Annotated in this window: 25 protein-coding genes and 1 tRNA gene; 12 read left to right on the top strand and 14 right to left on the bottom strand. The window is 69.8% G+C overall.

What is annotated here, in order from left to right:
* Nucleotides 1-67: 67 nt before the first annotated feature.
* Together rpmA and rplU are read right to left on the bottom strand one after the other, a co-directional pair.
* A complete protein-coding gene (gene rpmA / locus EBE87_RS04165) occupies nt 68-337 on the bottom strand; it encodes a 50S ribosomal protein L27 (protein ID WP_120639432.1) in 270 nt (89 codons plus the stop codon).
* Between the two features lie 26 nt (nt 338-363).
* The gene (gene rplU / locus EBE87_RS04160; protein WP_120639433.1) at nt 364-681 is read right to left on the bottom strand and encodes a 50S ribosomal protein L21; all 318 of its coding nucleotides are present in this window, start codon (nt 679-681) and stop codon (nt 364-366) included.
* 240 nt (nt 682-921) lie between these two features.
* On the opposite strand from rplU, the gene EBE87_RS04155 reads away from it, so the two are divergent.
* Nucleotides 922-1011, top strand: a tRNA-Ser gene (locus EBE87_RS04155).
* Nucleotides 1012-1252: 241 nt separating this feature from the next.
* Nucleotides 1253-1459 (top strand): hypothetical protein, encoded by a 207-nt coding sequence (locus EBE87_RS04150; RefSeq protein WP_147426125.1) that lies wholly within the window; start codon nt 1253-1255, stop codon nt 1457-1459.
* 92 nt (nt 1460-1551) lie between these two features.
* Here EBE87_RS04150 and EBE87_RS28945 read toward each other — a convergent pair whose 3' ends face one another.
* The gene (locus tag EBE87_RS28945) at nt 1552-1707 is read right to left on the bottom strand and encodes a hypothetical protein (RefSeq protein ID WP_158600952.1); all 156 of its coding nucleotides are present in this window, start codon (nt 1705-1707) and stop codon (nt 1552-1554) included.
* Between the two features lie 350 nt (nt 1708-2057).
* Between EBE87_RS28945 and EBE87_RS28940 the strand changes: the two genes are divergently transcribed.
* Nucleotides 2058-2228, top strand: a complete 171-nt coding sequence (locus tag EBE87_RS28940) for a hypothetical protein (protein WP_158600953.1) — start codon at nt 2058-2060, stop codon at nt 2226-2228.
* Between the two features lie 42 nt (nt 2229-2270).
* On the opposite strand, the gene galE is transcribed toward EBE87_RS28940, so the two are convergent.
* Nucleotides 2271-3284, bottom strand: a complete 1014-nt coding sequence (gene galE / locus EBE87_RS04145; RefSeq protein WP_120639435.1) for a UDP-glucose 4-epimerase GalE — start codon at nt 3282-3284, stop codon at nt 2271-2273.
* A gap of 407 nt (nt 3285-3691) precedes the next feature.
* Here galE and EBE87_RS04140 point away from each other — a divergent pair, with 407 nt between their 5' ends.
* Nucleotides 3692-4843 (top strand): glycosyltransferase family 4 protein, encoded by a 1152-nt coding sequence (locus tag EBE87_RS04140; RefSeq protein ID WP_158600954.1) that lies wholly within the window; start codon nt 3692-3694, stop codon nt 4841-4843.
* Between the two features lie 8 nt (nt 4844-4851).
* Here EBE87_RS04140 and EBE87_RS04135 read toward each other — a convergent pair whose 3' ends face one another.
* Both EBE87_RS04135 and EBE87_RS04130 read right to left on the bottom strand, forming a co-directional pair.
* Nucleotides 4852-6867, bottom strand: a complete 2016-nt coding sequence (locus EBE87_RS04135; RefSeq protein ID WP_120639437.1) for a DUF6212 domain-containing protein — start codon at nt 6865-6867, stop codon at nt 4852-4854.
* Nucleotides 6864-9743, bottom strand: a complete 2880-nt coding sequence (locus EBE87_RS04130; RefSeq protein ID WP_233553312.1) for a glycosyltransferase — start codon at nt 9741-9743, stop codon at nt 6864-6866. The genes EBE87_RS04135 and EBE87_RS04130 overlap by 4 nt, the downstream gene beginning before the upstream one ends.
* A 248-nt stretch (nt 9744-9991) precedes the next feature.
* On the opposite strand from EBE87_RS04130, the gene kdsA reads away from it, so the two are divergent.
* Genes kdsA through EBE87_RS04115 form a run of 3 tightly spaced genes read left to right on the top strand, consistent with a single transcriptional unit; the run spans nt 9992 to nt 12640 of the window.
* Nucleotides 9992-10852, top strand: a complete 861-nt coding sequence (gene kdsA / locus EBE87_RS04125) for a 3-deoxy-8-phosphooctulonate synthase (protein ID WP_120639439.1) — start codon at nt 9992-9994, stop codon at nt 10850-10852.
* Nucleotides 10849-11592 carry a 3-deoxy-manno-octulosonate cytidylyltransferase gene (locus EBE87_RS04120; RefSeq protein WP_120639440.1) on the top strand — a complete coding sequence of 248 codons (744 nt, stop codon included), beginning with the start codon at nt 10849-10851 and terminating at the stop codon, nt 11590-11592. Before kdsA ends, EBE87_RS04120 begins: the two co-directional genes overlap by 4 nt.
* A gap of 46 nt (nt 11593-11638) precedes the next feature.
* A complete protein-coding gene (locus tag EBE87_RS04115; RefSeq protein WP_120639441.1) occupies nt 11639-12640 on the top strand; it encodes a KpsF/GutQ family sugar-phosphate isomerase in 1002 nt (333 codons plus the stop codon).
* Nucleotides 12641-12644: 4 nt separating this feature from the next.
* Here EBE87_RS04115 and EBE87_RS04110 read toward each other — a convergent pair whose 3' ends face one another.
* Complete coding sequence (locus EBE87_RS04110) at nt 12645-13103, bottom strand: hypothetical protein (RefSeq protein ID WP_120639442.1); 459 nt, start codon at nt 13101-13103, stop codon at nt 12645-12647.
* Nucleotides 13104-13155: 52 nt separating this feature from the next.
* Between EBE87_RS04110 and EBE87_RS04105 the strand changes: the two genes are divergently transcribed.
* The 3 genes from EBE87_RS04105 to EBE87_RS04095 all read left to right on the top strand — a co-directional run bounded on the left by EBE87_RS04105 (nt 13156) and on the right by EBE87_RS04095 (nt 17318).
* On the top strand, nt 13156-13617 hold the full coding sequence (locus EBE87_RS04105) for a DUF4214 domain-containing protein (protein ID WP_120639443.1): 462 nt from the start codon (nt 13156-13158) through the stop codon (nt 13615-13617).
* 13 nt (nt 13618-13630) lie between these two features.
* Nucleotides 13631-16282 carry a glycosyltransferase gene (locus EBE87_RS04100; RefSeq protein ID WP_158611639.1) on the top strand — a complete coding sequence of 884 codons (2652 nt, stop codon included), beginning with the start codon at nt 13631-13633 and terminating at the stop codon, nt 16280-16282.
* An 88-nt stretch (nt 16283-16370) separates the two neighbouring features.
* Nucleotides 16371-17318 carry an isoaspartyl peptidase/L-asparaginase family protein gene (locus tag EBE87_RS04095; RefSeq protein WP_120639829.1) on the top strand — a complete coding sequence of 316 codons (948 nt, stop codon included), beginning with the start codon at nt 16371-16373 and terminating at the stop codon, nt 17316-17318.
* Between the two features lie 7 nt (nt 17319-17325).
* On the opposite strand, the gene EBE87_RS04090 is transcribed toward EBE87_RS04095, so the two are convergent.
* The 5 genes from EBE87_RS04090 to EBE87_RS04070 are packed head-to-tail and all read right to left on the bottom strand — an operon-like array spanning nt 17326 to nt 21829.
* Nucleotides 17326-18306: an ABC transporter ATP-binding protein gene (locus tag EBE87_RS04090; RefSeq protein WP_120639828.1), complete on the bottom strand. Its 981-nt coding sequence runs from the start codon at nt 18304-18306 to the stop codon at nt 17326-17328.
* Nucleotides 18303-19280, bottom strand: a complete 978-nt coding sequence (locus EBE87_RS04085; RefSeq protein WP_120639827.1) for an ABC transporter ATP-binding protein — start codon at nt 19278-19280, stop codon at nt 18303-18305. The genes EBE87_RS04090 and EBE87_RS04085 overlap by 4 nt, the downstream gene beginning before the upstream one ends.
* Entirely contained in the window at nt 19277-20155 is an 879-nt protein-coding gene (locus tag EBE87_RS04080; protein ID WP_120639826.1) for an ABC transporter permease, read from the bottom strand. Before EBE87_RS04080 ends, EBE87_RS04085 begins: the two co-directional genes overlap by 4 nt.
* Nucleotides 20152-21126 carry an ABC transporter permease gene (locus tag EBE87_RS04075; protein WP_120639825.1) on the bottom strand — a complete coding sequence of 325 codons (975 nt, stop codon included), beginning with the start codon at nt 21124-21126 and terminating at the stop codon, nt 20152-20154. Before EBE87_RS04075 ends, EBE87_RS04080 begins: the two co-directional genes overlap by 4 nt.
* A 1-nt stretch (nt 21127) precedes the next feature.
* Nucleotides 21128-21829, bottom strand: coding sequence for a creatininase family protein (locus tag EBE87_RS04070; protein WP_120639824.1), 702 nt, complete (start codon nt 21827-21829; stop codon nt 21128-21130).
* Nucleotides 21830-21984: 155 nt separating this feature from the next.
* Between EBE87_RS04070 and EBE87_RS04065 the strand changes: the two genes are divergently transcribed.
* Together EBE87_RS04065 and EBE87_RS04060 are read left to right on the top strand one after the other, a co-directional pair.
* Nucleotides 21985-22524: a MarR family winged helix-turn-helix transcriptional regulator gene (locus EBE87_RS04065; protein WP_158600975.1), complete on the top strand. Its 540-nt coding sequence runs from the start codon at nt 21985-21987 to the stop codon at nt 22522-22524.
* On the top strand, nt 22521-24131 hold the full coding sequence (locus tag EBE87_RS04060; protein WP_120639822.1) for an ABC transporter substrate-binding protein: 1611 nt from the start codon (nt 22521-22523) through the stop codon (nt 24129-24131). The genes EBE87_RS04065 and EBE87_RS04060 overlap by 4 nt, the downstream gene beginning before the upstream one ends.
* Nucleotides 24132-24189: 58 nt before the next feature.
* Here EBE87_RS04060 and EBE87_RS30455 read toward each other — a convergent pair whose 3' ends face one another.
* Together EBE87_RS30455 and EBE87_RS04050 are read right to left on the bottom strand one after the other, a co-directional pair.
* Nucleotides 24190-25008: a lytic transglycosylase domain-containing protein gene (locus tag EBE87_RS30455; protein ID WP_199707702.1), complete on the bottom strand. Its 819-nt coding sequence runs from the start codon at nt 25006-25008 to the stop codon at nt 24190-24192.
* Nucleotides 25009-25443: 435 nt separating this feature from the next.
* On the bottom strand, nt 25444-25845 hold the full coding sequence (locus EBE87_RS04050; protein ID WP_158600974.1) for a response regulator: 402 nt from the start codon (nt 25843-25845) through the stop codon (nt 25444-25446).
* Nucleotides 25846-25884 lie beyond the last annotated feature (39 nt).

Raw genomic sequence — 25884 nt, 5'->3', positions numbered from 1 at the left:
GAACGCAAAAACGGGGGCCGCGAGGCCCCCGTTGCGTCAGTCGTGTCGGGTCGTCGCGGGCGCGAGGTTACTCGGCGGCCTGCGGCAGCGGCTCGACGGAAACATGGACGCGGCCTTCGGCGCGGCGGGTGAACTTCACCTTGCCTTCGATGGCGGCGTGGATGGAGTGGGTACGGCCGCAGAGCACGTTGTCACCCGGAACCATCTTCGTGCCGCGCTGCGTCACGATGATGTTGCCGGCGAGCACATGCTCACCACCGAACTTCTTGACGCCGAGGCGCTTGCCGGCGGAGTCGCGACCGTTGCGGGAGGAACCGCCAGCCTTTTTGTGAGCCATGAGGAGTGTCTCCTGCTAGAGCCGGTTCAGGCCGCGTTGATGGCCGAGATGCGCAGCACGGTCTGGTGCTGGCGGTGGCCGTTCTTGCGGCGGCTATTCTGCCGGCGGCGCTTCTTGAAGATGATGACCTTGTCGCCGCGGGTCTGGTCGACCACCGTGGCGGTCACGGTCGCGCCAGCGATGGTGGGCGCGCCCACCGTCAAGCCGGCCTCGCCACCGATGGCCAGCACGTCCTGGAAGGTCACGGTCGCGCCGGCTTCGGCATCGAGCTTCTCGACGGTCAGCACGGCATCGGGGGTGACGCGGTACTGCTTGCCGCCGGTGCGGATCACTGCGTAGGTCATGGTTCGCCCTGAAGCTCTAGCCTGTCCTGGCCTGGTAAAGAAAAAATGGTTCTGAACGGCCGGACAACGGCCGCCGGCGAAACGCGGTTCCGCCGGAGAGGAGGGGCGTATAACGCTGCGCGGGCTGGAGAGTCAACGCCGGGGTGGGAGATTCCTGCGCCATCCTGTCGCGCCGGCTGTTGCGCGATCCGCCGCCGCCCCCTATACCGCCGCCCACTTGCTCGACCAAGCAACCCCTGCGGAGAGGTGGCAGAGTGGTCGATCGCGTCGGTCTCGAAAACCGAAGTACTCGCAAGGGTACCGTGGGTTCGAATCCCACCCTCTCCGCCATTTCCCTAAAACACGTCTGCTGGTGATCTTCGGCGGAAGCTGAGGATGGCGCCTTAGCCGTCATGTTCTTTCCGTGCCGCGCCGCCCCATCCTTGAGGAATGCCCGCCTTGCCCCGCCGGCGGCCCTGCGGAGGCGACTTCGGATCACATTCCCCGAAGCGTGGCGCTTTGTTCACCCTCGCGCGCTGCAAAGCCTTTATGTTCGGCTTAGTAATGAAACCGCAATCTGGGGGTCATGCTGATGTCGAGCTTAGTGGCTGCCATCCAGAATCTGCTGAACCCGCTCTGGGTTCTGATGGGCGAGAGAACCTGGACCTGCGTCATCGCCCTGGGTCTCCTGGCGCTCGTCATGGCGCTTGTCGGCTTGCCGGTCCCGGCGGCCTTCATGGCGGCTGTGATGGCCATTCTCCTCATGTGGAAGGCGGAGCATCCTTCCATAGGCAGCTAAGGCGAAAGCCAGATGGGCATAGGAGAGCCGTGTACTGCAGGATGGTGGCGGTGCGCGGCTGCATATCTGCCAGCGGGACTGCTTTCCCCGCCTCAACCCGCCACGGCCTGGACGGCATAGGCCAGTGCCGCCCAGAAGCCGACCGAGAGGGCAAGAGCCACCATGATGCCGGTGGCCGCGGAAAGGTCGGAGCGGGGCTGAGGAACGGCTTCCTCGCCGCTGAACTGTGCTGATGTGGCATGGGCCATGAGAGCGCCTCCTGGTGACGTGTCTCAGCATGGCGAACAAAGCCTACTGCATCATGAATGGGGAACAGAAAATGGCGCCCGCCCGGTAGCCTGCCGGCGCATTGCCCGAGCGGGTTTTTCCCGTTCCAGCAAGCGGCTTGGGCGTGGCTTTGTGAGCCTGCGCGCCCTGCCTTGCTCATAGATGGCAAAATTGTGACGCCGGCGCTGCAACTCTCAACCAGCCGTTTCATTGGAAGGATGAATGTCATCCCTGACGAAGTCGTTAGTGGCGCCAGGCAGCGGTGACGTTACGCTATCCGGATAACGGCGGCCGCTATGGACACGCCGGATAAAGGGGGAGAAACAACGATATGGACGACAAGGATCGCAAGACGCGCACGCATGCCGGCGTGGACACGTCTTCCGACATGCCCCAGGTCATGCCACTCTGGGATCCGAACCTGATCTGGGACGAGGGTGGCTGGCCTGTCGGCTGTGTTGATGGGGCGGATGCCCGCCAGCCGGAGAAGGCGGCGTCTTAAACAGCGCGCCGCTCTCTTTCGCCCGGGCGGGGAGGGCGGCGGCTAGGCCGCCTCGCTCTTCGCGGCCGGACTGCTGAACCCTTGCGGATGTGCCGCCCGCCAAGCCCAGGCGGTGCGGATGATGTCTTCCAGAGATTCATGCCGGGGCTGCCAGCCGGTTTCTTCCCGCAATCGCTGATTGGAAGCCACCAGCACCGCCGGGTCACCAGGACGGCGCGCGCCCTCGCGGTAGGGCACCTTGCGGCCACTCACCCGCTGCACCGTCTCGATCACCTCGCGCACGGAATAGCCGTTGCCGTTGCCGACATTGTAGCGGACGCTCGGCCGCTCATTCAGTACGTCCAGCACCCGCAGATGCGCATCCGCCAGATCGGTGACATGCACGTAGTCGCGGATGCAAGTGCCGTCCGGCGTGTCGTAATCGGTACCGAAGACCGTCAGCTCCGGCCCCAGGCCCAGCGCCGCGTTGATGGCCAGCGGGATCAGGTGGGTTTCGGGGTTGTGGTCCTCGCCCAGCCGGCCCTGCGGGTCGGCGCCGGCGGCGTTGAAGTAGCGCAGGCTGGCCGTGCGCAGCCCATGGACCCGCTCCGCCCACTTCAGGCCGGTCTCGGCCATCAGCTTGGATTCACCATAGGCCGAGACCGGCGCGATCTCCGCGTTCTCGTCGATCGGGATGTATTTCGGAAAGCCGAAGAGGGCCGCGGTGGAAGAGAGCACGAAGCGCATGCAGCCGGCCTTCACCGCCGCTTCCGCCAGCCACAGGGTGTTGGACAGGTTCTCGGCCATGTAGCGCATGGGCTCGCGCATGCTTTCGCCGACCAGGGACAGCGCGGCGAAATGTAGCACGCCGTCAAACTTGTGGCTGGCGAAGACCTCCTTCACCTGCTTCCGGTCCGAGAGGTCGGCGACCACGAGTTCCACCCCAGGAGGCACGGCTTCCCGGTGACCCTGGCGCAGGTCATCCAGCACGACGACCTCCTCGCCGCGCTCGCGCAGCGCGAGGACGGTGTGGCTTCCAACGTAGCCAGCACCCCCAGTGATCAGAAACCGTGACATTCGATGCTCCTAGGAATTTGTCGTGATGATCTCATGCTTTTCCCTGCCATGCACTCCTTTGGCGAATTATGCTGGGAAAAGGCAAAGATCATGGTTGTTCTGCTCAGTGAAACAGTGAGGGGGAATTCCTGCACCACTTCCGACATCAAATTGATTTGGATTAGTTACTGCGCCTTGATCAGATCTTGATGAAGTTATGATAGCCTGATGGAAGGTCCGTTTCATGGAAAAGGGCGAAGACTTGGGCGAGAATATGGCGTTCACATGATGACACATGGAAAATAGCGCTGTCGAAATGAACGATATTCGAATCCACCCGCCATGTTTCAGCATCAGACACAAAAATTTTACATTAAATACAAACAATGCTGGTCTGGCCCCGACCAGCGGAAAGGTTTGAGGCTATCGTGAGATCCCTGCAGGTCCAGCGCATCCTGCTGGTTTTACCGTCCGAGGATGTCGGTGGGACGGAGTTGCACACTGCCGCGCTGGCCCATGCTCTGCAGCAGCAGGGAATGGAGGCCATCCTGTCCTGCGACCCCGCGCTGTCGGGCCGCCTGCGGCCATCCTTCCCGGACCTGAACTTCCACGAGGCCCCGGTCAGCTGGATAGCGAAGGATGGCGCCGCGGCCGCGAGCGCGGCGCAGGCGGCGGAGGTCGCGACACTGCTGGAGGCATTGCGGCCGGATGCGGTGGTGCTGGCGCTGCCCTGGCCCAATTTCGGCCTCGGCGCCCTGCGGGCGGTGGCCGAGGCGCGGCTGCCGCTGATGGTGGTCTCCCACCTCGCGCCCGCCTCCGGCCGGCTGAGCGGCATGGACGCCATGCCCTGGCCGCTGACCCAGGCGGGCCTGGCATGGATCGCGGTGTCCGAACCCGTGGCCCGGCGCACCGAGCAGCTCTTCGACATGCCGCCTGGCATCCTGCGCGTCATTCCCAACGGCGTCGATCTGCCGCCCGCGCCGCCGCTGGGAGAGGAAGCGCGGCTACGCGCCGCGCTGCGGGCTGAACTGGACGTGGCGCCCGAAACGCCGGTGGCGCTGTTCGCCGGGCGGCTTGAGGAAGCCAAGGGCGCGGACCGGCTGCCGGAGATCGCGGCCGCCTTCCACGCGGCCTGTGGCGGCGTGGTGGCCTGCGCCGGCCGGGGCTCCTGGCGCGTGCGGCTTTCCGGCCTGGGCAAGGGGCCGCTGCGCCTGCTGGGCTATCGCCAGGACGTGGACCGGCTGCTGCTGGCTTCCGATGCGCTGCTGCTGCCCTCACGCATCGAAGGGCTGCCGCTGATCTATCTGGAAGCCGCCATGCGCCGCCGGCCGGTGGTGGCCAGCCATGCCGCGCTGGCCTGCTTCGGCCCGCTGGCCGCCGAGCGCGCGCTGCTGGTGCCTGATGACGACCTGCCTGGCTATGCGCGGATGCTGGAGCAGGCGGTGTGGCGCGAACCGTCCGCGCAGGTGCGGGCGGTGGTGGAGGAAGCCTGGTACCAGGCCAGCACGCACGACCGCGCCGCCATGTACGAGGCCTATCTCAGCGCGCTGCGCGGCCTGTGCGCCCTGAGCCCGGCCTGAGGCCGGGCTCAGGGGGCCTGGTGCAGCTCCACCGCCTGTTCCGCCGCCGGGTCGTCCTGGTGCGTGAACAGCAGGCGGCGGCCGGCCTCGGCGATCTGCTCCGCCGCGGTCAGCCAGATGGCCTTGCGTGAGACGGCCTGAGGTTGCTGTGCCAGGCCGGCCGCCACGAGGGCCGGCAGCAATTCCAGCAGCGCGGCGACCAACTGGCCGTCCCGCGACATCCGCCGTGCTGCCAGGCGGGCCATGTCATCCGGCCCGAAATCGAAGCAGGGGCCCTGAAGATCGGACCGGCTGCCCGGCCAAGCCTCGAAGACCCTGGGCCAGCCGGGGGCCTGGCGGATTTCGATCGCGGCATCGGCCTCGCCATCGGCGCTGAGCCGGAAGCGCAGTTCCGGCCAGCGGTGCGGCCCGTGGGAGAGGCCCTGCACCATCACCTCCAGTGACGGCGGCCCTGCGTCGCTATGGTGGCTGCGCAGCGCCACATGGTCGAAGCGCGGCGGCGCCTGCAGCGGCACCGCTTCCACGGCGGGCGGGGCATGGGTGGACTTGTCCGCCTCGCCGCCGGTCCGCAGGGCCGAGATGGCACGCAACTCGATGGCGCAGGGTGCCTCCCGCTGTGGCTGCGGCGTGGAAACGCCCGCCACCACCTGCACCGCCTGATCCACCGTCTCCGGCAGGCGCAGCGTGATGACGCAGCGGCCGTTCTGGTCGAAATTGCGCCAGCCGGAGGCACGGGTGCCCGGCAGGTCCAGCGCCGGGTCGTCCAGGCTTTCCAGCCGCGCCGGGTCGCGCAGCCATATGGCGGCCCTTGCCTGCGCCGCCATGCCGGCCAGCAGCCGAAGCTCCACCTGCACCACGTCCAGGCCAGCGACCCGGATGGCGGGTGGCGCCAGCAGGGTGGTGGTGTTCTCCTCCAGCACCGCGACGGGGCGCGGCACCTCCTGGCCCAGGCCGACCGCGCGGGCCCGCCCCTCGATCACCACTGTGCGGGACCATTCGGCCTCCGGCATCAGATAGGGCAGGCCGGCATCCGGCAGGCTGGTGCCGGTGTCGTCCCAGCGCCAGTGGCGCGCCAGCACGAAGCGGCTGCCGGGTTCGGCGGTCCAAATCCGCAGCGCCAGGGCGCGGTCCGTCTCGCCGGCCTGGCCTTCCAGCACTTGCAGGGCCGTTTCGCCGCCGCTGGTCAGATCCTCCAGCGAGAGAGAGAGCTGGTCATCCTCGCCCAGCTCGGCCGCGATCTCGATCAAGGCCGTCTCGCGCAGCGAGGGCGCGGGGGCAGGCAGGTCCAGGGTCACCCAGCCCGGCTCCAGCGCGGGGCCCGGCAGCAGCCAGCTCCCCAGCACCCGCCCGCTTTCGGCCGCCACCAGCCGCACCCGCAGCAGCGCTTCCGGGCCGCAGGCGGCGGTGGGCAGATGAATGGCAAGGGCCGCGATGTCCCTCACGGCCAGGCCGGGGCGCTGGCGCAGCCGCAGGCGGCGGTGAACCGGCTGCACCGCCAGCGCGGCGGGAAGGGCGGAGAGCGCCGGGCGCAGCTTGGCCGGCGGGCGGTTGCCGAGGGTGCGCAGCACCGAGCCCATGGCGATCCGCGTATCCTCGTAATCGATGCGGGTGGCGGCCAGCGCCCGGTGCAATTCGCCCATCCGCGCCCGCGTGCCGTCCAGGGCGCGCAGCAACAACGCGGTCAGGGGCCGCAGCGCCGCAGTGGCGTCAGCGGCCTCGATCACGGCGGGCGAGACGTCGGAAACATCCCGCGCCCAGGCGCTGACCGGCCGCGCCGCTTCCGCATCGGGCGCGACGATGGCCAGGAGGCCGGGCATGGCCAGGGTCAGCGGCATCAGCCCGGCTTCCGGCGCCAGCGTCTCCCGGTGCAGCACAAGGCCTGCGGGCGTGGTGCTGGCGTGCCAGAGCGTCAGCCCTTCCAGCGCCAGTTGCGCGGCCTCCGCCACCTCTTCCAGCACGATCAGCGACGGTGCGCCGCTCAGCGCCTGCTGCAGCTCAGTGCGCGCAATCAGCACCGGCGTCATGCCTTCTTCTCCGTGATTGTCTCCAGGTGGCGCAGGAAGTTGCCCATGTTGGCGGCCCAGGTCGCGGCGCCGGTGCGCGCCGCCGCCTGCTGGCTGACCGCGTTCAGTTGCCCGCGGTCCTGCGCGAGGCGGTCGAGGATGCGGATGAAGGCATCGACGACCTCGCGCTCCGATGTATCGGCGGTGACAAGGAAGCCATCCTCGCCATCCGTGATGATCTCCGCCACGGCGCCGACATCGGTGGCGATCACGGTGCAGCCCATGCGCTGCGCTTCCAGGATGGTCAGCGGCACGCCTTCGAAGCGGGACGGCAGCACCACCACATCGGCCCAGCCGTAGAGCCAGTCCAGTTCATCGGGATGCGTCACCGCCGGCTCCGGCGAGATACCTGTCCCGGCCAGTTCCATCGCGGCGTCGCCCACCACCGCCTTGCCGACGACGCGCCACTCGATGGGGTGGCCCTGGCTGCGCAGGATCATCTGCGCCAGCCGGTCGATGCCCTTCTGCTCGTCCAGCCGGCCCAGGAACAGCGCCCGCAGCGGCCCCTGCCGCTCCGGTCGCAGCGCCATGATGCGGCGACGGCGGCCTTCGCTGGCCGGATAGGAAGGGGCATTGGGGATGACGTGCAGCTTCTCCTGCGGCACCGCCTGGCCGACGCACCAGTCCCGCAACTGCCGGGAGATCACCACGAAGCCGTCATAGGCATGCTCATAGGCCAGGGCGATATGCGGGTTGCCCATCGGCTGGCCAAGCTGGCTGCGCTCCACCAGATGCAGGCCCAGGAAGGTCTTCACGCCCTGCCGCCGGAGCGCCGCCACCAAGCCGTGGCCGGCGATCGAATGGGTGTTCAGCACCGCCGCCATGGTGCAGAGCAGGCCCAGGGCGTTCATGGTGTGGCCCTGCTGGTTGAAGGCCGAGGTGCCGCTGCCGAGGTGCAGGTTGTTCCAGTCCGCCGCTTCCTCGCCCCTGCCGGTGAGGAAGTTGACGCTGTGGAAGATGCCGCGCTGCTCCGCGCTCAGCTGCGCCGTCTGCACGGCGGTGATGAAGAGATGCGGCCGCCAGCCTGCATCCTTCAGCACCGCCGCATAGTTCAGCACCACCTTCTCGACACCGCCAAAGGCGCAGAGCGGCAGCAGGAAGCCGATGTCCCGCCGGTCGTCCGGCGCCAGGAAGGGCATGACGGCGCCGAGGCCGTTCAGCAGCATGTAGCTTTCGGTGGCGCTGGTGCGGTAGCGCCGCGCATCCTCCCGCCACTCGGTGGGGCGGGGGGACCGCCGCTGCATCCCGCCGCGCCAGCGATCGGCGACATCCAGCATCATGCCGGAGACATGCCAGTCCGGCGGCGGCGGTATCTGGCCGACGGAGGCGGGCAGGGTGACGCGGATGAGCCCCAGCCTCGGGGCCGGATGGTCGGACTCGATGGAGCTGAACCAGCTGGGGGAGGGGTCGCGGGCCACGGCGCGCAGCAGCTCGCTGTTGCTGAACACCATGGGCGCGGCCCGCACCCGCGCGCCATCGGCTGACTGGCCGAAGAGCGGCTCCAGCCCCAGGTGCTCCTCCTCGGATACCACCGTCTCGACCACGATGACATGGTGGTCGGCCAGCATGAGCTGTGCCATCCAGAAGAGGCCGGGCAGAAGCCTGGCCTCCTCCAGCCGTTGCAGCGCCGGGGTGGAGTTGAAGCAGCAGAAGCTGGGGAAATGCTGCGCCTTGGGCTGCTGCGCGCAGGTGATGAATACCTCGTCGCAGGCTTCGGGCGGCACCTCGCGGCCCTGGCCGGGGCGTGGGTCCACCGTCAGGCGGGCGGCCTCGTCCAGGCCGGTGAAGATGGCGAAGCGGGGCACCTCGCGCTGCTCCAGCGCCAGCAGGGCTGTCGGGCGCAGCTCCTTCGCGTGCTTCTGGCGCATGTAGGAGAGGATGCTGTCCCGCAGGCGCTCGGAGCCCGTCAGCATGCTTTCCGCCCGGCGGCGGTACTGGAAGCCCGAATGCGGGACATGGCGGCCGATGAAGCCGTGGCGGGCGCAGTTCAGCCAGAACTCCCAGTCCTCGAAGCCCTGGCGCATGGCTTCGTCGAAGCGCAGGCCACGCTCGAAGACGGCGCGGCGGGCGAGGCTGCCGGCCTCGCAGTAATTCTCGACGAGGTGCAGGAAATGCGAGTATTCGCCGCGCACCGCGAAGTTCATCTCGAACCCGAACATGTCGATGTCGGGATAGGCCCAGCCGACCTCCGGGGGAGAGGCCGCCAGCACGTCCCAGGCGCGCTGGAGGAAGTCCGGGTGCAGGCGGTTGTCGGCATCCAGGAAGTAAAGCGCCCGGCATTCCGGCCAGGCGGCCAGTGCGAAGTCGATGCCGGTGTTGCGCGCGGCGCTGAGGCCGCCGTTGCGCCGCCGCAGGTAGAAGACGCGGCCGGGGTGGCGGCGGGCGAAGGCCATGCCGGCCTCGCGCGTCCCGGGCATCGGGCAGCCGTCATCGACGACCACGGCGGCGATCTTCAGTTCGCTTCGCTGCGCCAGGACCGAGGCGATGGCTTCCGGCAGGAAACCGGGTTGCTTGAAGGCTGGAATGATGACTGCGATGTCGCAGTGTGAAGTCCAGGCCTCGGGACCCGCAAGTGAACCGGCCTCTTGCTCAAGATATGCAGCAGTCACCCCGAACCTCCATGAGCGTGGCCAGCCGGTGCGGTGCTCGCCGGGTATAAGGCGTTCGTTTCCATGATTGTTATGTTTTGTAGAAAGCAGGCGGCCATCAACATGGCGGGGCCAGGTCCCATGGCTTTCCGGCGCCGCAAGTTCCCTGAAGGGCGAAGACACGTCAAGGCTGACATCACCCGCTGCCCGACGCTGCGGCACGGGCGGGAGGTGCCGTGCCGGGCGCATGGTATCCATTCCTGCGCCATGAGGCTGGCATGCGCCTCTGCGGGTATGGCCGATGACGGTTGCGTGATGTGGAACAAGCGCTTAGAAGCGGCCCGCCCCCGCGATCTCCGGGTGGCGCGGTGGCCGGCGGAGGCGCTGGCCGTGGCTTCCCTGCCGCGCAGGGCGGCCGGTACCGCTTGCTTGTTGCCATGCCAGAGCCGACATGGCATGCGGCCCCCTTAGCCTGACAGGCGGAGACTATCCTTTCCATGACGCCCAATCCTGTCGTCGAAATCGGCTCCGCCCGGTTCGGCAACGACCTGCCGATCTCCGTGATCGCCGGCCCCTGCCAGTTGGAAAGCCGGGCGCATGCGCTGGAGATGGCCTCCGCCCTGAAGGAGATTTCCGGGCGGCTCGGGATCGGGCTGGTCTACAAGACCTCCTTCGACAAGGCCAACCGCACCAGCGCCCGGGCGCAGCGCGGCCTGGGGCTGGAGAAGTCGCTGCCGATCTTCGCGGAGATCCGCGAGAGCCTGGGCCTGCCCGTGCTGACCGATGTGCATGACGCGCATCAATGCGCCGAGGTGGCGCAGGCCGTGGACGTGCTGCAGATCCCCGCCTTCCTGTGCCGCCAGACCGACCTGCTGCTGGCCGCCGCCGCCACCGGGCGCGTGGTGAATGTCAAGAAGGGCCAGTTCCTGGCGCCCTGGGACATGGGCAATGTGGTGGAGAAGATCGTCGGCGCCGGCAATCCGAACGTGATGCTGACCGAGCGCGGCACGTCCTTCGGCTACAATACCCTGATCTCCGACTTCCGCGGCCTGCCCATCATGGCCGGCACCGGCGCGCCGGTGATCTTCGATGCCACCCATTCCGTGCAGCAGCCCGGCGCCATGGGCGGCAGCAGCGGTGGGCAGCGGGAATTCGTGCCCGTGCTGGCGCGCGCCGCCGTGGCGGTGGGCACAGCCGGCCTCTTCATCGAGACGCATGAGGACCCGGACCACGCGCCGTCCGACGGCCCCAACATGGTGCCGCTGCGGCAGTTCGAGGGGCTGCTGCGGGACCTGATGGCGCTGGACCAGTTGAGCAAGGCGCAGCAGCGGGCGGCGCATCTGGAAGCCGTGGCGTGAAGCCCGTTGTTCTGGTGCCGTCCCGGCTGGCCGCCACCCGCCTGCCCAACAAGCCGCTGGCCGACCTGAACGGCGAGCCGATGATCGTGGCTGTCTGGCGCCGCGCCGTGGAAGCCGATGTCGCCCCCGTCTGGGTCGCGACCGACACCCCCGCCATCGCCGAGGCGGTGCGGGCCGCCGGCGGCCAGGCGGTGCTGACGGCGCCGGAGCATCCCTCCGGCTCCGACCGCGTCTTCGAGGCGCTGGGCCGGATCGACCCCGATGGCCGCTTCGATGCCGTCATCAACGTGCAGGGCGACCTGCCGACCGTGGAACCCGCCACCATCCGCGCCGCCGCCCGGCCGCTGGAGGATGCGGAGGTCGCCATCGGCACCGCCGTCGCCCTCATCCACCGGGAGGAGGAGCGAGTGGCGTCCAGCGTCGTGAAGATGGTGGGTACGCCGCTGGGTGGCGGCCGCTTCCGCGCGCTGTACTTCACCCGCGCCCAGGCGCCCTGGGGGGAGGGGCCGCTGTACCATCACATCGGCCTCTACGCCTGGCGCCGCGCGGCCCTGGCGCGCTTCGTCGGCCTGCCGCCTTCGCCGCTGGAACTGCGGGAGAAGCTGGAGCAGCTTCGCGCGCTGGAAGCCGGCATGCGGATCGACGCCATGGAAGTGGCGGAGGTGCCGCTGGGCGTCGATACCCCTGCCGACCTGGAGCGTGCGCGGGAGATCCTGGCTGGCCGGGGCGCCGCCGCCTGATCCTGGCGGCCGAGCCCCGCCCTTGAACCCTTGCAGGAGTGCCAGCATGGCCTTTGCCGAGAGCCCCCTGGATACCCGCGCCCCCGTTGTCGCCGCCCGGCGCACGGTGGAGCTGGAGATGCAAGGCCTCACCGCCCTGCGCGATGCCCTGGACAATGGCCTGGGCGAGGCCTTCGAGGCCGCGGTGGCCGCCGTCCGCAAGGTGCAGGCGCAGAACGGGCGGCTGATCGTCACCGGCATGGGCAAGTCGGGCCATGTGGGGCGCAAGATCGCGGCGACGCTGGCCTCCACCGGCACGCCTGCCTATTTCGTCCATCCCGGCGAGGCCAGCCACGGCGACCTCGGCATGATCCGGGACGAGGATGCGGTGCTGGCGCTCTCCTGGTCCGGGGAGGCGCCGGAGCTTTCGGATATCATCGCCTTCTGCAAGCGCTTCGATATCCCGCTGATCGCCATCACCTCCCGCCCCGAGAGCGCGCTGGGCACGGCGGCGGACCTGCCGCTGTTTCTGCCGGCCATGCCGGAAGCTTGCCCCAATGGGCTGGCGCCCACCACCTCCACCACCATGCAGCTCGCCATGGGCGATGCGCTGGCGGTGGCGCTGCTCTCCATGCAGGGTTTCTCGGCGCAGGACTTCCGCCGCTTCCACCCGGGCGGCAAGCTCGGCTCCAAGCTGCGCAAGGCGCGGGACCTGATGCACAAGGGCGCCGCCATTCCGCTGGTCTCCCAGGGCGTGCCGCTGTCCCAGGCCATCGTGGAGATGACCTCGAAGCGCTTCGGCGTCACTGGCGTGACGGATGAGGCGGGGCGGCTGGCCGGCGTCATCACCGACGGCGACCTGCGCCGCGCCTTTGCCAGCCGCTTCGAGGACCGCCCGGTGTCCGAGGTGATGACGCGCACGCCGCGCAGCGTCGCCCCCGACATGCTGGCCACCGAGATCCTGGGCGACATGAACGAGGCCGGCATCACCACGCTCTTCGTGGTGGAGGATGGCCGCCCGGTCGGCATCGTGCATATCCACGACCTGCTGCGCAGCGGCGTGGCCTGAGGCGCTAGTCCTCCAGCGCGCGAAGGCTGATGGCGGAAAGCGCCAGCGACAGCGGCCGGTCATCGGTGCCGCCGCGCTGGCGCGGGCTTTCGGCGCGGATGCTGTCGATATCCAGCCGCAGCGTGCCGAGATGCGCCATGGGCCCCGCCGAGAGGCGGGCGGAGAGGGTGGTGCGGCCATCGGCGCCCTGCAGCAGCAGGGTCGGCACCCAGGGGCCTCCATCCAGCGACAGGCGCACCTCTTCCAGCACCTCGGGCACGAAGGCGGAATGCACCCGCAGCGTCACCTCCACCCGACGCCCCAGCGGCGGCAGGAAGACCGTTGCAATGGGGCGCGGCCCGATCCAGCGGAAGGGGATGCCGTCTTCCGAGAGCTCGGCGGGGTAGAAGCCGGCCTGGACAAGATCGGCATCGCAGATCAGGGTCTCGCGGCCGGGGCCTGGCCCCTTCGGTTCTGTCTCCACGCCTCGCTGCGCTCCTGTCCGGCCGGCGCCATTCTAGAAGGGGCAACCCGCCATGGAAACGCCGCCGCCCTCCTTCGCGGAACTGGGCCTGCGCCTGCGGATCGACCTGCTGCGCACCCTGGCCGCCCCCGCCCGCGCCTGGATCAATGCCCCGCCGCTGGAGATGCCCGGCCGCCCGCCGCGCCTGCCCGCCACCACGCCGGAGCGCGACACGCCCTGGGAAGGGCGCGGCCCGCGCGAATGGCGCGTCTATACCCGGCGGCAGCAGGACCCGCGCATGCCCTTCCTGCTGCGCGCCGTGCTGCCGGATTCACGGCCCTATGACCGGCTGATCGACGGCGCCTTCCAGGTCTTCCTCAACCGCCTGCCGGACCCCGCCGGGCGGGCCGATTACACCGATGCGCTGGACCGTGGCGCGCTGGATGCCGGGGTGGTGCTGCGCGCCATCGCCAATTCGCCCGAGGCCCGGACGCGGCAGGAAGAGGTGCGGCTGCTCTCCGCACCCGTGCCTTGAGAGGGCGCTGCGCATGAGCCCCTTGCCCGGCCTGCTGCTGTTGGCGGCGCCCGAGGACGACCTCCGCCCACTGGTGGAGGCGCTCTCCCCCCATTGGTCCGTCACCATCTGCATCCCGCGCGCGCTGTGGCGCTATGCCGGCCCCGGTGCCGCTCTGGCGGAACTGCGCCGGCAGGCACGGGCGACGGCGCTGGTGCTGCATCTTTCCGCCGATGGCGCGGCGGCCCTGGCCGGCCTGGAAGGGCTGGTGGAGGTCTATGCCCCCGCCGACCTCGCCCTGTGCCATCTCTCGCCCGCCGAGCGGACCGACCCCGAGGCCTGGGAAGCGCTCTGGCGGCGGGAGCGCGACCTCGCCCGCCGCGCCCGGCTGCTGGCGGTGCCGGCGGAGGAGGTGGGGCGCAAGCTGCAACTGCTCTACGGCGTGCCGGCGGAACGGCTGCGGGAAGTGCCCCGCGCCGCCCTGCCGCGCCTGCTGTCGGCGCTGCCCCCGCCCGCGCCGGCCGAGGGCGCGCCGCCGGGCTTCACCCTGGCCCTGAACGACTACCCCGTGATCGAGAAGCACACCGGCGGCGCCGTGCGCGTGCGGCACGGGCTGGCGGCGCTGGGGGAGGAGACGGTGCTGCTCTCCCTCGGCAATGTGGGCGCCACGGCCTTCGTGGCGCCGAACGTATTGCAGGTCTCCGTGCCCAAGGACCGGGGGCAGCGCGCCGTCGAGGCCGACCTGCGCACCCTGGCCGATTCCGGGCTGGAGGACATCGTTTCCGCCATGCATGCGGCCAGCCACCCGACACTGCTGGCGGTGGCGGCGGACCTCTCCCGCCGCGCACGGGTGGCGGTGTTCGAGCATTGCTACCTGGCGCCGCTGCTGGATGCCATGCGCGCCGCCGCCCCTGGCCTGCCGGTGGTTTATGACGCCCATAATGTCGAGGCGCGGCTGAAGCGCGAGATCCTGGCCGGCCACCCCGCCGGGGCACCGCTCTGCGGCTTTGTCGAGGAAGTGGAGCGCCGCCTGCTGGCCGCCGCCGACCTGGTGCTCTGTTGCAGCGAGGCCGATGCCGCGCATTTCGGCCCCGCCGCCCGGCAGGTGGTGTTGATGCCGCATGGCGTCATCCCGGCGGCGCCCGCCACGCCACCGGCAGGGGAGCCGCCGCGCCTGGGCTTCCTCGGCTCCTCACACCCGCCCAATGTGGCCGCCGCCCGCTTCATCGTGGAGGAACTGGCACCCCGGTTGCCGGAGGCGGTGTTCGAGCTGGTGGGCAGCGTCTGCGCCGCCGTCTCCTCCAGCCTGCCCAATGTGCTGCTGCGCGGCGTGGTGTCGGAGGAGGAGAAGGCCGCCACGCTGGGCCGCTGGTCGGCCGCGCTGAACCCGGTGGAAAGCGGCAGCGGTGCCAGCCTGAAACTGGCCGATTACCTCGCCCATGGCCTGCCCACGGTGAATACCCCGCATGCCGCGCGCGGCTTCGCGGCGGTGGCGGCGGGCGCCGGGCTGGTGCTGCCGCTGGAAGGCTTCGCGGCCGAACTGTCGCGCCTGCTGCGGCAGCCGGAGGCGCTGCGCGGCCTCGCCGCCCGTGCGCGGGAGGCGGCGGCGGCGCAGGGCTGGTCCGCCACCGCGCGCCCGGCGCGGGAAGCCATCGCCGCCCTGGCCGCCGCCCGCGCGCCCACGCCGCCCGCGCCGCCGCTGCTGGCCCTGGATGAGGCGGCGGCCCTGGCCTGGCGCCATCACCCCGGCTTCGGCCGCATCGACCTTCTGCCGGAAGCCGATGCGGTGCCGCGGCCGCTGCTGGCCGACCGGCTCCTGGCCCCCGCCATCGCGGCTGGCGCGGAACCCGCCACGGCGCCGCGCCGCCCTTGCCTGGCCTATGGCATCGGGCCAGGCGGCCATCCGGTGGCGGCCGAGTGGGGCCTGTTGCTGCCCGCCGGCAGCCGCCGTCTGGGGCTGGAACTGGAGGCGGAAGCGCCGCTTTCCCTGCGGCTGCGCTGCGGCCCGGCCGGGCAGCCCGATGCCGCCGCCACCTTGCTGGAAGCGCCGGTGGAGGGTTCGCTGCGGCTGGGCCTGCCCTTGCCGGACGTGGAGGGGCCCTTGCTGCTGCAAGGCAGCGTGGCGGGGCCGGCGGCGCTGCGCCTGCGTTCCGCCGGGCTGCTGCTGCCCGAGCCCTGGCCGATCGACCTTTCCGCCGGGGCCGGGCCCATGGCGGCGCCGCGCGCGCGCTGGCTGTCCCGCCACGCCGGCCACTACGCGGCGCTGGCACCCACGCGGGGCGATACGCCGCTGCCGCCGGGCCTGCCGCCCTTCGCGCCCGTTACCGATGCCATGACGCTGGCCCCGGCGGCCGCCCTGCTGGCCGAGGCCGCTTCCGCCCGCCATGCCGTGGCCGCCCGCATGGCGCTGGGGCTGGAACAGCCTTTCCTGCTGGTGGTGGGGGAGGCGCGGCCCTGGGATGCCGCGCTCTGCCCCGGCGCCAGTGCCGTGCGCTACGCGGATGGCGAGGCCAGCCACCAGGATGCCGATGGCATCGACCGCCGCGTGCCGATGCCCGTGGCGGCGCTGCTGCTGTCACGCGACCCGCCCTGCCGCCACCTGCTGCTGGGCGCGGTGCCGGAGCCGTTGCGGGACGGGCTGGCAGCCCTGGCGGCGATGGCAGGGGTACCATTCTCGGCGCAATAGCCACCTGGGACAGCCGCCGCTCTGGCGGTTATGAAGGAATGCGGGCCATGACTGTTCCCGCCATGCCCGAACCGGAAAGTTGTCCCTGATGACCGATACCTTCGCGCTCGCCATCCATGGCGGCGCCGGCACCATCCGCCGCGATTCCATGACCCCCGAGGCCGAGGCGCAATACCATGCCGGGCTGCGCGACAGCCTGCGCGCCGGCCATGCCGTGCTGGCGGCCGGCGGCACGGCGATCGATGCCGTGACGGCGGCGGTGATGTCGCTGGAGGACAACCCGCTGTTCAACGCCGGGCGCGGCGCCGTCTTCACCCGCGCGGGCGTGCAGGAGATGGACGCGGCGGTGATGCGCGGCGAGGACCGGGCGGCCGGTGCCGTCGCCGGCATCATGGGCCCGCGCAACCCGGTGCAGGCGGCGCGCGCGGTGATGGAACGCTCCGAGCATGTGCTGCTGGTGGGGGAGGGCGCGCTGGAATTCTGCCGCGCCCAGGGCGTGACCTTCGCGCCGGAGGAATACTTCTACACCGAGCGCCGCTGGCAGACCCTGAAGGACGAATTGGCCCGCCAGGCCTCCGCCGCCGCCGACACGCGCGACGACGAGGCCAAGCACGGCACCGTCGGCGCCGTGGCGCGCGACCGGTTCGGCAATGTGGCCGCCGCGACCTCGACGGGCGGCATGACGGCGAAGCTGCCGGGCCGCGTGGGCGACAGCCCGGTCTTCGGCGCCGGCACCTGGGCGGAGAACGAGACCTGCGCCATCTCTGCCACCGGCCATGGCGAATACTTCATCCGCTGGGCCGCCGCGCATGATATCGCGTCGCGCATGCGCTACCGCGGCGACACGCTGGAGGTCGCGGCGGAAACGGTGGTGGAGGAACTGGGCAAGATCGGCGGCTCCGGCGGCTTGATCGCCATCGATGCCGCCGGTCGCGTCTCGCTGCCCTTCAACAGCAGCGGCATGTATCGCGGCACCATCGCCGCCGATGGCGTGGCCTGGACCGGCATCCACCGCGAGGCGCTGCAGAAGGGCTGAGGCGCCCTCAGGCGTAGTGGCAGGCCGCCTCCCAACCCGGGGAGAGCGGCCGCAGCGCCGGGCGCTCCGCAACGCAGCGTTCCGTGGCCTTCGGGCAGCGGGCGTGGAAGGGGCAGCCCGGCGGCGGACGCAGGGGAGACGGCAATTCCCCTTTGATCGGCTTGAAGCTGACAGAATCCGCGTCCAGCGTCAGCTTCGGCACGCTGTCCAGCAAAGCCTGGGTATAGGGGTGGCGCGGCGCGGCATAGACCTGCGCCGCCGGCCCGATCTCCACGATGCGGCCGAGATACATGATGGCGACGCGGTCGCAGAGATGCCGCACCACCGCCAGGTCATGGCTGATGAAGAGCATGGTCAGCCGCAGCTCCCGCCGCAGCTTCAGGAAGAGATTGACGATCTGCGCCTGGATGGAAACATCCAAGGAGGCCACAGGCTCGTCGCAGACCAGCACATCCGGCTGCATGGCCAGCGCACGGGCGATGGCGATGCGCTGGCGCTGCCCACCGGACATCTGGTGCGGGAAGCGGTCGGCGTAGTCGCGCGGCAGCCCGACCTGTTCCAGCCAGCGCGCCACATAATCCCGCGACGCCGCCTGGGTGGTCAGGCCATGCGCCACGGGCCCTTCCGCGATGGCTTGGCCCACGCGCATGCGCGGGTCCAGCGAGGCGAAGGGGTCCTGGAAGACCATCTGCACGCGCGTGGTGGCCTTGTGCCCATGCGCCATGGGCGACTGGCCGCCGATGCGCGCGGTGCCGCTGCTGGGCGCGTGGATGCCGGCCACGACCCGGCCCAACGTCGATTTGCCGCAGCCGGATTCCCCCACCAGCCCCAGCGCCTCACCGGCTTGGAGCGAGAGGTCCACATCCTGCACCGCGCGCAGCCGCGTGGGCCCTTCGCCACGGCCCAGCGCCATGTTGATGCGCTGCGACAGCGTGGCGCGCCTGCCGAAGACCTTGCTGACGCCTTCAAGAGAAACCAGCGGCGTCATGCCAGGGCCTCCACGAGCGGATGATGGCAACGGAAGCCGCGCCCGCCTTCCCAGGTGATCTCGGGCGAGACCTGGGCGCAGGTGGCGGTGCCGGCGGGGCAGCGCGAGGCAAAGGGACAGCCCGGCGGCAGGCCGAGCAGCGAGGGCGTGGAGCCCGGGATCTGCCGCAGATCCTGCCCCGGCTCGGCCTGGGAGGGCAGGGAATCCAGCAGCCCGCGCGTGTAATGGTGGCGCGGGGCGGAGAGCACGGTGCCGGTGGGCCCGGTTTCCACCATGCGGCCCGCGTACATCACCGCCATCTTGCCGGCGAGGGAGGAGACGGTGGCGAGGTCATGGCTGATCCAGATCAGCGCCGTGCCGCTGTCCCGCACCAGATCCTTCATTTCCGCCAGGATCTGCGCCTGGATGGAGACATCGAGCGCCGTGGTCGGCTCATCCGCCACGATCACGGCGGGGCGGTGCAGCAGGGCGATGGCCAGCGCCACGCGCTGCCGCATGCCGCCGGAGAATTCATGCGGATAGGAATCCAGCCTGCGCGCCGCATCGGGAATGCCGACGCGGGAGAGCACATCGACGCAGCGGGCGGTGGCGGCGGCATCCGACATGCGCTCATGCGCCGCCAGCGCCAGCCGCATCTGCCGGCGCACCGTCAGCACCGGGTTCAGCGTCATCGCCGGGTCCTGGAAGACCATCGACATGGTCTTGCCGCGGATGCGCCGAAGCTCCGCCTGCGGCAGCCCGACCAGTTCCTGCCCGTTCAGCTTGACGGAACCCGCGACGATGCGCCCCGGCGCATCCACCAGCCCCAGCAGCGAGAAACCGGTGATGCTTTTGCCGGAGCCGGATTCCCCCACCAGCCCCATCACCTCGCCAGGGTTGAGCGTGAAGGAAATGCCGTCCACCGCCTTCACCACGCCGGCGCGGGTGAAGAAATGCGTGACGAGGTCGCGGACTTCGAGAAGGGGTGCGCTCATCGCCGCAGCCTCGGGTTCAACTGGTCGCGGATCTGGTCGCCGACGAGGTTGATGGCGATGATCAGCACGATCAGCGCCACGCCGGGATAGATGGAAATCCAGTAGCGGCCGGAAAGCATGTACTGGAAGCCGTTGGAGATCAGCATGCCCAGCGAAGGCTCCGTCGGCGGCAGCCCGACGCCGAGGAAGGAGAGCGTGGCTTCCAGTGAAATGGCGCTGGCCACCTGCACCGTGCCCACCACCAGCAGCGGCGCCATGCAATTGGGCAGGATATGGCGCAGCACCACGGTGCGGCCGGGCAGGGGGGTGGAGAGCGCGGCTTCCACGTAATCCTTCTGCCGTTCCGCCACGGCGGCGCCATGCGCGGTGCGAGCGAAATAGGCGTATTGCGCCGCCACCAGCGCGGCGGTCAGCGGCCAGCGCCCCTGGCCCAGCAGCGCCGCCAGCACAAAGGCCAGCAGGATGGCGGGGAAGGAAAGCTGCAGGTCGACGACGCGCATCAGCACCGCCTCCACCCGCCCGCCGAGATAGGCGGCGGTGGTGCCGATGGTGGCGCCCAGCGCGAAGGCGATGGCCCCCGCCACCAGCCCCATCTGCAAGGAGATGCGCAGCCCGTAGAGAATGGCGGAAAGCAGGTCGCGCCCCTGGGCATCGGTGCCCAGCAGATGCGTATAGCCCTGGGTGCCGACATAGCCGGGCGGGCGGCGGGCGTCGCGCAGCGTCAGGCTGGCGAGGTCATAGGGGTCCTGCGGCGCCACCAGCGGCGCCAGCAGCGCCAGCAGCACGATGGCCAGCACGATGATGGCGGCGACCAGCGCCACCTTGTTCTCGGCGAATTCGCTGAAGAAGCGGCGGAGGTTCGGATTCAGCGTCACGCGTTGCGCCCCCGGCGGATGCGCGGGTCCAGCGCCGCGTAGGCGAGGTCCACCAGCAGGTTGATGGTGATGAAAAGCAGCGCCACCAGCACGAGGTAGGCGACCATCACGGGCCGGTCCAGCGAGCCGATGGATTCGATGATCAGCTTGCCCAGCCCTGGCCAGGAGAAAATGGTTTCCGTCACCACCGCGAAGGCCAGCGTGGAGCCGAATTCCAGCCCGAACACCGTGACGATGGGCACCAGGATCAGCCGCAGCACATGGTGCCGCAGCACGCCCCATTCCGAGATGCCGGCGGCGCGGGCGAACTTCACCGTGTCCGACAGCATGATCTCCCGCGTGCCGGAGCGCGCGAGGCGGATCATCATCGAGAGCTTGAACAGCGCCAGGTTCAGCGCCGGCAGCAGCAGGAACTTCCAGCCGTCGGCGGTCAGAAAGCTCCATTCCAGGCCAAAGACCGTGGCGGTTTCACCCCGCCCGCCGGCCGGCAGCCAGCCGAGCGTGACGGCGAAGGTGAGGATCAGCACCAATCCGATCCAGAAGGTGGGCACCGAAAAGCCCAGCACGGAGAAAGCCATGATGAAGCGCGACAGCGGCGCATCCGGCCGGTAGCCGGCATACATGCCAAGCGGCACGCCGATCAGGGTGGCGCTGATCACCGCGATCAGCGTCAGTTCCAGCGTCGCCGGCAGGCGCGACAGGATGAGCTGCATCACCGGGATGTTGTAGACGAAGGAGGAACCGAGATCCCCCTGCAGCAGGCGGCCGAGGAAGCGCAGGTACTGCTCCCAGATCGGCCGGTCGAAGCCGTAGAAGGCGATGGCCTGGGCGCGGATATCCTGCGTCGCATCCGGCGCCAGCATGACGTCGATCGGGTTGCCGATGGCGAAGACGCCCAGGAAGACCAGCATTGACATGGCCAGCATCACGGCCAGTGCCTGGATGATGCGGCTGGAGATGAAGCCCAGCATCTCAGTCCCAATCCCCGCTGATCGCCGCACGCGTTTCGGCTACTGCAACATCCCAGATCGCCAGCATCTCGGCATCCTCGCGTTGGTAGCACCCGTGGAAATTGCCGTCGCCCAGGATCTCCCGCCGGATGGCGGGATTGACGCGGGCCATGCGTTCCAGCGCCGCGCGGGGTTTTATGCCTTCCGGCTGCGGCCGGCCCGGCAGGCGCGTCCAGGGGAAGTTCTCCATCCAGGAGGCATGGGAGGCTTCCGGGTCCGTCTGGCGCACCTTCTCCAGCGTCAGCGGCGCACGCCACCAGTCATGCAGCTTCAGTTGCGCATCGGCCCGCTGCCCCAGCCATTCCGTGAAGAAGCCGGCGACGGGGCTGTTGCCGCCATGGCCATTGACCACCACGATGCGGCGGAAGCCGCCGCGGTAGAGGCTTTCCAGGATATCGCCCAGCACGGCGGCATAGGTCGTCATGCGCAGGGACACCGTGCCGGGATAGGCGGCGAAGCCGGGCACCATGCCATAGGGCAGCACGGGAAAGACCGGCACGCCCAGCGGCTCGGCGGCTTCGGCGGCGACGCGCTCCGCCAGGATCATGTCGGTGCAGAGGCTGAGATAGGCGTGCTGCTCGGTGCTGCCGATCGGCAGCACGCAGCGGTCGTCCCGTGCCGCCTGCGCCTCCATCTCCATCCAGTTCATCGCGGCGACGCGCATGCCGAAAGCTGCTCTCCGGACAGGGTGAAATAGTTCCGTCTGGAACTTGTTCCTGAGATTGACGGCTGATTTGCCGTAGTGTCAAGTTCCAGATGGAACGATCTCCCGCGTGGCGTCGCGCTGCGCGAGGTCCGGGACAGCTTGGAATACGCAGAGTGAAACTGGCCTTCAAGGACGACACCGCCACCATGCCGGAGGAGGCCGCAGGCCTGCCGCCCCTGCTGGCGGTGCAGCTCTGGCAGAACCCTTGCTGGCTGTCCTTCCGCGTCAATTTCATTGCCGCCGGCTTCAACCGCCATGTCTACTCCGCCATCGAGCTGCGGCATGGGCTGAAGCGGCCGGAAGTGGTGGTGATCTATGCGCTGCGGCTGAAGGACGGGCTGACGGCGACGGAGATCAGCCTCTCCTCCGCCTTCCCCAAGAACACCATCAGCCGTGCCATCCAGGTGCTGCTGCGCCGCAAGCTGGTGCGGCGCGCCACCGATTCCCAGGACCGACGCAGCTTCGTGCTGCGCCTGACCGCCGCCGGGCGCTCCATCGTGGATGAGGCGATCCCGCCGATGGTGGAGCGGGAGCAGGCCATGCTGGCTGCCCTGAGCCCTGCCGAGCAGCATATGCTGCACGCGCTGCTGACCAAGATTGTGGTGGCCTCCCCGCAATGGAACGAGGCCTGCGAGAACGAGGAAGCATCATGACGATCCGCTCCAACTGGCTCACCCGCGGCGCGCTTGCGGGCTGGATGGCGGCCCTGCCGCTGATGGCGCTCTCCCCCGCCGCGATGGCGGATACGCTGACGGTGGGCGTGCGCGCCGGGCCGCTCTCCATCGACCCGCATTTCACCGCCAGCGCCGTCAGCGCCGAGGCGCTGAAGCATGTCTTCGACACGCTGGTGGTCTCCGGCAACGACCTGGAGCTGAAGCCGGGGCTGGCGGAAAGCTGGACCGCGATCGACGACACCACCTGGGAATTCAAGCTGCGCCGCGGCGTGAAGTTCCATGACGGCTCCGACTTCACCGCCGAGGACGTGAAGTTCTCGATCGAGCGCATCCCCAAGGTCACCGGCCCCAACCCGGCGACGATCTATGTGCGGCGCGTGAAGGAAACGGTGATCGTCGATCCCCACACCATCCGCGTCACCACCAACGGCCCCGCGCCGACGCTGCCGAATGACTTCGTGCGGCTCTTCGTGGTCTCCCACAAGGCGGCCAAGGATTTCTCGACGCGCGAGACGGCGAATGAGGGCTTCAACACCGGCAAGGCCGCCATCGGCACCGGCCCCTATCGCTTCGTGTCCTGGACGCCGAAGGAGCAGATGGTCCTGGAGCGTTTCGATGGCTACTGGGGCGGCCAGGAGCCCTGGGAGCGGGTGATCCGCAAGGAGCTGCCGAACGACACCACCCGCGTGGCGCAGCTCAAGGCGGGGCAGGTGGACATCATCTCCCGCGCCCCGGCCGCCGATGTGCCGACGCTGGAGCGTGACCCGAAGCTCGCCATCACGCGCACCGACAGCGCCTATATGTTCTACGTCGATTTCGATTTCCGCCCTTCCACGCCCACCATCACGGCGCGCAACGGCTCGGCGCTAAACGCCAACCCCTTCCGGGACGCGCGGGTGCGGGAGGCCATCGACCTGGCCATCGACCGCGAGACCCTGGCCGAGATCGCCATGGAAGGCATGGGCAAGCCGGCGACGCAGCTCGTGACGCCGAATATCTTCGGCTACAACAAGAGCCTGCCGGTGACGACGCCGAATGTGCAGCGCGCGCGCGCCCTGCTGAAGGAGGCGGGCTTCGAGAACGGCTTCCGCGTGCCCTTCAACTTCACCAATGACGGCCTGCCGGGCGACCGCGCCGTGGGCACCTCCATCTCGCAGATGCTGGCCGCCATCGGCATCGACGCGCAGGCCAATGCGCAGCCCGGCGCCGTCTGGGCCCCGGCGCGCACGCGCGGCGAATTCTCCTTCTACCAGGCGGGCTGGGGCACGCTGACGGGCGAGGCGAATTACACGCTCTCATCCCTGGTGCATACCAATGACCCGGCGACCAAGCTCGGCGCCTTCAACATGCGTGGCTACAGCAACCCGGAACTGGACAAGATCATCGAGGCCGCCGGCGCCGAGATGGACGAGGCCAAGCGCCGCGCGCTGCTGGAGCAGGCGGCGGCCATCGTGGCGAAGGAGCGTCCCTCCCTGCCCATCGCCGGCATCGTCACCGCCTGGGCCATGCGCAAGGACCGCGTGACCATCGTCCCGCGCGCGGATGAGGACACGCTGGCGATGAACATCCGCCCGGTGAAGCGCTGAGCCATGCCGGCGGCTGGGGCGCGCGGCCCGCGCCCCAGCCCGGTCGCCGGTGGGCGGCCTACGGCATCACCAGCCCGCCACCCTCATAGGCGCGGTTGATGGGATCATTGTAGTCCACAGGCGGCGCGGCCATCGCCATGCCGCCTGTGGAGGCAAGGGACGTGACCAGCCCGCCGCCCTCGTAGGCGCGGTTGACCGGGTCATTGTAGTCCGTGGCCGGCGGTGCCGCCGCCATTCCGGCCAGCCGGGTCCGCGCCCCGCCATAAGGCTCGCCGAGGCGGGCGGAAATGCTGGCCATGTAGTTCTCTGTCTCGTCCGGCAGGATCTTGGCGCCGATCTGGTACAGCGCCACGCGCTCCGGCCCGGCATTATAGGCAGCCAGGAACAGCGGCGACCCGAATCGGTCGTACATGTCCCGCAGATAGGCAGTGCCGGCGAGAATGTTGTCACGCGGTTCATAAGGGTCCGCACCCAGGCCAAAGCGCGCGCGCAGGCGGTCATAGGTAGCGGGCATCACCTGCATCAGCCCCATGGCGCCTACCGGAGAGGTGATCAGGGAGCCATCACCGAAGGTCAGCCTGCCGCCGGATTCCTGCCGCATCACTTCCCGCACCCAGCGCTCCGGCACGCCGAAGCGGCTGGCGGCTTCCTGGATATATGGGCCCCAGGGGTCGTTCGGTGTTCCGGGAACCACGTACTGATGGCTGGCCTGCGCCAGGTAGCTGCGGGCCTCGGCGCGGGAGGCATTGACGTCGTAGCCATAATCGCCGCTGCCGTCATAGCCCCGGCGGCCGTCCCAGGCCGGCCCGGCGTCCGGCAGGGCGCAGCCCGACAAAAGTCCCAGCAAGAGCAACGGCATTCCCGCGCGTCGCAGCATCGCACCATCCCCCCGTTCCACCCCGCCCTTGATAGCCCGCCGGGCCGGCGCGGGGCAGGGGTCTTGCCGGGGCGCCGCCAAGCGTGAAGGACGTTGTGGCGGCTCCCGGTCGCTCTCAGGCCGCCTTGACGCCCAAGAGGAAGGCATGGACCACCGCTCCGACTGCCGGGAGATGTCGCGCGCTGCTTGCAACAGCATCTGGCGCGCATCGTCATTGCTGGCGCTGGTGGCGGCGCCGCGCGTTCTGCGTCTGCTGCAACAGGACATCCTTCGCCGCGAATCGAGCCTGCAGCCAGCCAGGGCCGCCACGGCGCATGTCAGGGCCGGAAGCGCTCCGAACCGGCACTCACGCGCTGGCCGGTTTTGAATCGGCTCAGGTTCATCGGTCATCTCCGGCCGCGGGCCGTTGCGGGTTCGGGGCGTGGTCGAAACGTCTTACGAAACCGTTGGGGGCTGGCCGGAATCCTGCGGCCCCAGGCTGTCGCGGATGGCCTGCAGCAGCGTGTCGTCGGCCAGCGGCTTGGCCAGCACATGCCGGATGCCGAGGCGCTCGGCGCGCTGTTGCAGCCCCGGGTCCGGGCTGCCGGCGATCAGCAGGATGGGCGCCGCGATGCCCAGCGCCCGCGCCTGCCGCGCCAGGTCCAGCCCGTTGCGGTCGGGCAGGCGGTAGTCCAGCACCAGGCAGGCGATGTCCTCTCCCGGCGCGGCGCGCAGGAACTCGGGCGCCGAGGCATAGCCGCGCGCGGCACGGCCATCGGCCTCCAGCAGGAAGCGCAGCGCGTCGCAGACATCCGGGTCGTCATCGACGATCACGACATGGCTTCCGGCGGTGGGCATGGCAGGCGGCGTCCTGGGGCAGGGGTGGGGCGGGCCGGG

Origin of the sequence: Teichococcus wenyumeiae (assembly GCF_003696345.1) — a bacterium.
Lineage (GTDB): Bacteria > Pseudomonadota > Alphaproteobacteria > Acetobacterales > Acetobacteraceae > Pseudoroseomonas > Pseudoroseomonas wenyumeiae.
This window is presented reverse-complemented; position numbering and strand designations above follow the sequence as displayed.

Excerpts from the sequence above, each read along its gene's own strand:
- rpmA (WP_120639432.1), bottom strand. The coding sequence starts at position 337 with ATGGCTCACAAAAAGGCTGGCGGTTCCTCCCGCAACGGTCGCGACTCC.
- rplU (WP_120639433.1), bottom strand. The coding sequence starts at position 681 with ATGACCTACGCAGTGATCCGCACCGGCGGCAAGCAGTACCGCGTCACC.
- EBE87_RS04150 (WP_147426125.1), top strand. The coding sequence starts at position 1,253 with ATGTCGAGCTTAGTGGCTGCCATCCAGAATCTGCTGAACCCGCTCTGG.
- EBE87_RS28945 (WP_158600952.1), bottom strand. The coding sequence starts at position 1,707 with ATGGCCCATGCCACATCAGCACAGTTCAGCGGCGAGGAAGCCGTTCCT.
- EBE87_RS28940 (WP_158600953.1), top strand. The coding sequence starts at position 2,058 with ATGGACGACAAGGATCGCAAGACGCGCACGCATGCCGGCGTGGACACG.
- galE (WP_120639435.1), bottom strand. The coding sequence starts at position 3,284 with ATGTCACGGTTTCTGATCACTGGGGGTGCTGGCTACGTTGGAAGCCAC.
- EBE87_RS04135 (WP_120639437.1), bottom strand. The coding sequence starts at position 6,867 with ATGACGCCGGTGCTGATTGCGCGCACTGAGCTGCAGCAGGCGCTGAGC.
- EBE87_RS04130 (WP_233553312.1), bottom strand. The coding sequence starts at position 9,743 with ATGCGCCCGGCACGGCACCTCCCGCCCGTGCCGCAGCGTCGGGCAGCG.
- kdsA (WP_120639439.1), top strand. The coding sequence starts at position 9,992 with ATGACGCCCAATCCTGTCGTCGAAATCGGCTCCGCCCGGTTCGGCAAC.
- EBE87_RS04115 (WP_120639441.1), top strand. The coding sequence starts at position 11,639 with ATGGCCTTTGCCGAGAGCCCCCTGGATACCCGCGCCCCCGTTGTCGCC.
- EBE87_RS04105 (WP_120639443.1), top strand. The coding sequence starts at position 13,156 with ATGGAAACGCCGCCGCCCTCCTTCGCGGAACTGGGCCTGCGCCTGCGG.
- EBE87_RS04100 (WP_158611639.1), top strand. The coding sequence starts at position 13,631 with ATGAGCCCCTTGCCCGGCCTGCTGCTGTTGGCGGCGCCCGAGGACGAC.
- EBE87_RS04095 (WP_120639829.1), top strand. The coding sequence starts at position 16,371 with ATGACCGATACCTTCGCGCTCGCCATCCATGGCGGCGCCGGCACCATC.
- EBE87_RS04090 (WP_120639828.1), bottom strand. The coding sequence starts at position 18,306 with ATGACGCCGCTGGTTTCTCTTGAAGGCGTCAGCAAGGTCTTCGGCAGG.
- EBE87_RS04085 (WP_120639827.1), bottom strand. The coding sequence starts at position 19,280 with ATGAGCGCACCCCTTCTCGAAGTCCGCGACCTCGTCACGCATTTCTTC.
- EBE87_RS04075 (WP_120639825.1), bottom strand. The coding sequence starts at position 21,126 with ATGCTGGGCTTCATCTCCAGCCGCATCATCCAGGCACTGGCCGTGATG.
- EBE87_RS04070 (WP_120639824.1), bottom strand. The coding sequence starts at position 21,829 with ATGCGCGTCGCCGCGATGAACTGGATGGAGATGGAGGCGCAGGCGGCA.
- EBE87_RS04060 (WP_120639822.1), top strand. The coding sequence starts at position 22,521 with ATGACGATCCGCTCCAACTGGCTCACCCGCGGCGCGCTTGCGGGCTGG.
- EBE87_RS30455 (WP_199707702.1), bottom strand. The coding sequence starts at position 25,008 with ATGCTGCGACGCGCGGGAATGCCGTTGCTCTTGCTGGGACTTTTGTCG.
- EBE87_RS04050 (WP_158600974.1), bottom strand. The coding sequence starts at position 25,845 with ATGCCCACCGCCGGAAGCCATGTCGTGATCGTCGATGACGACCCGGAT.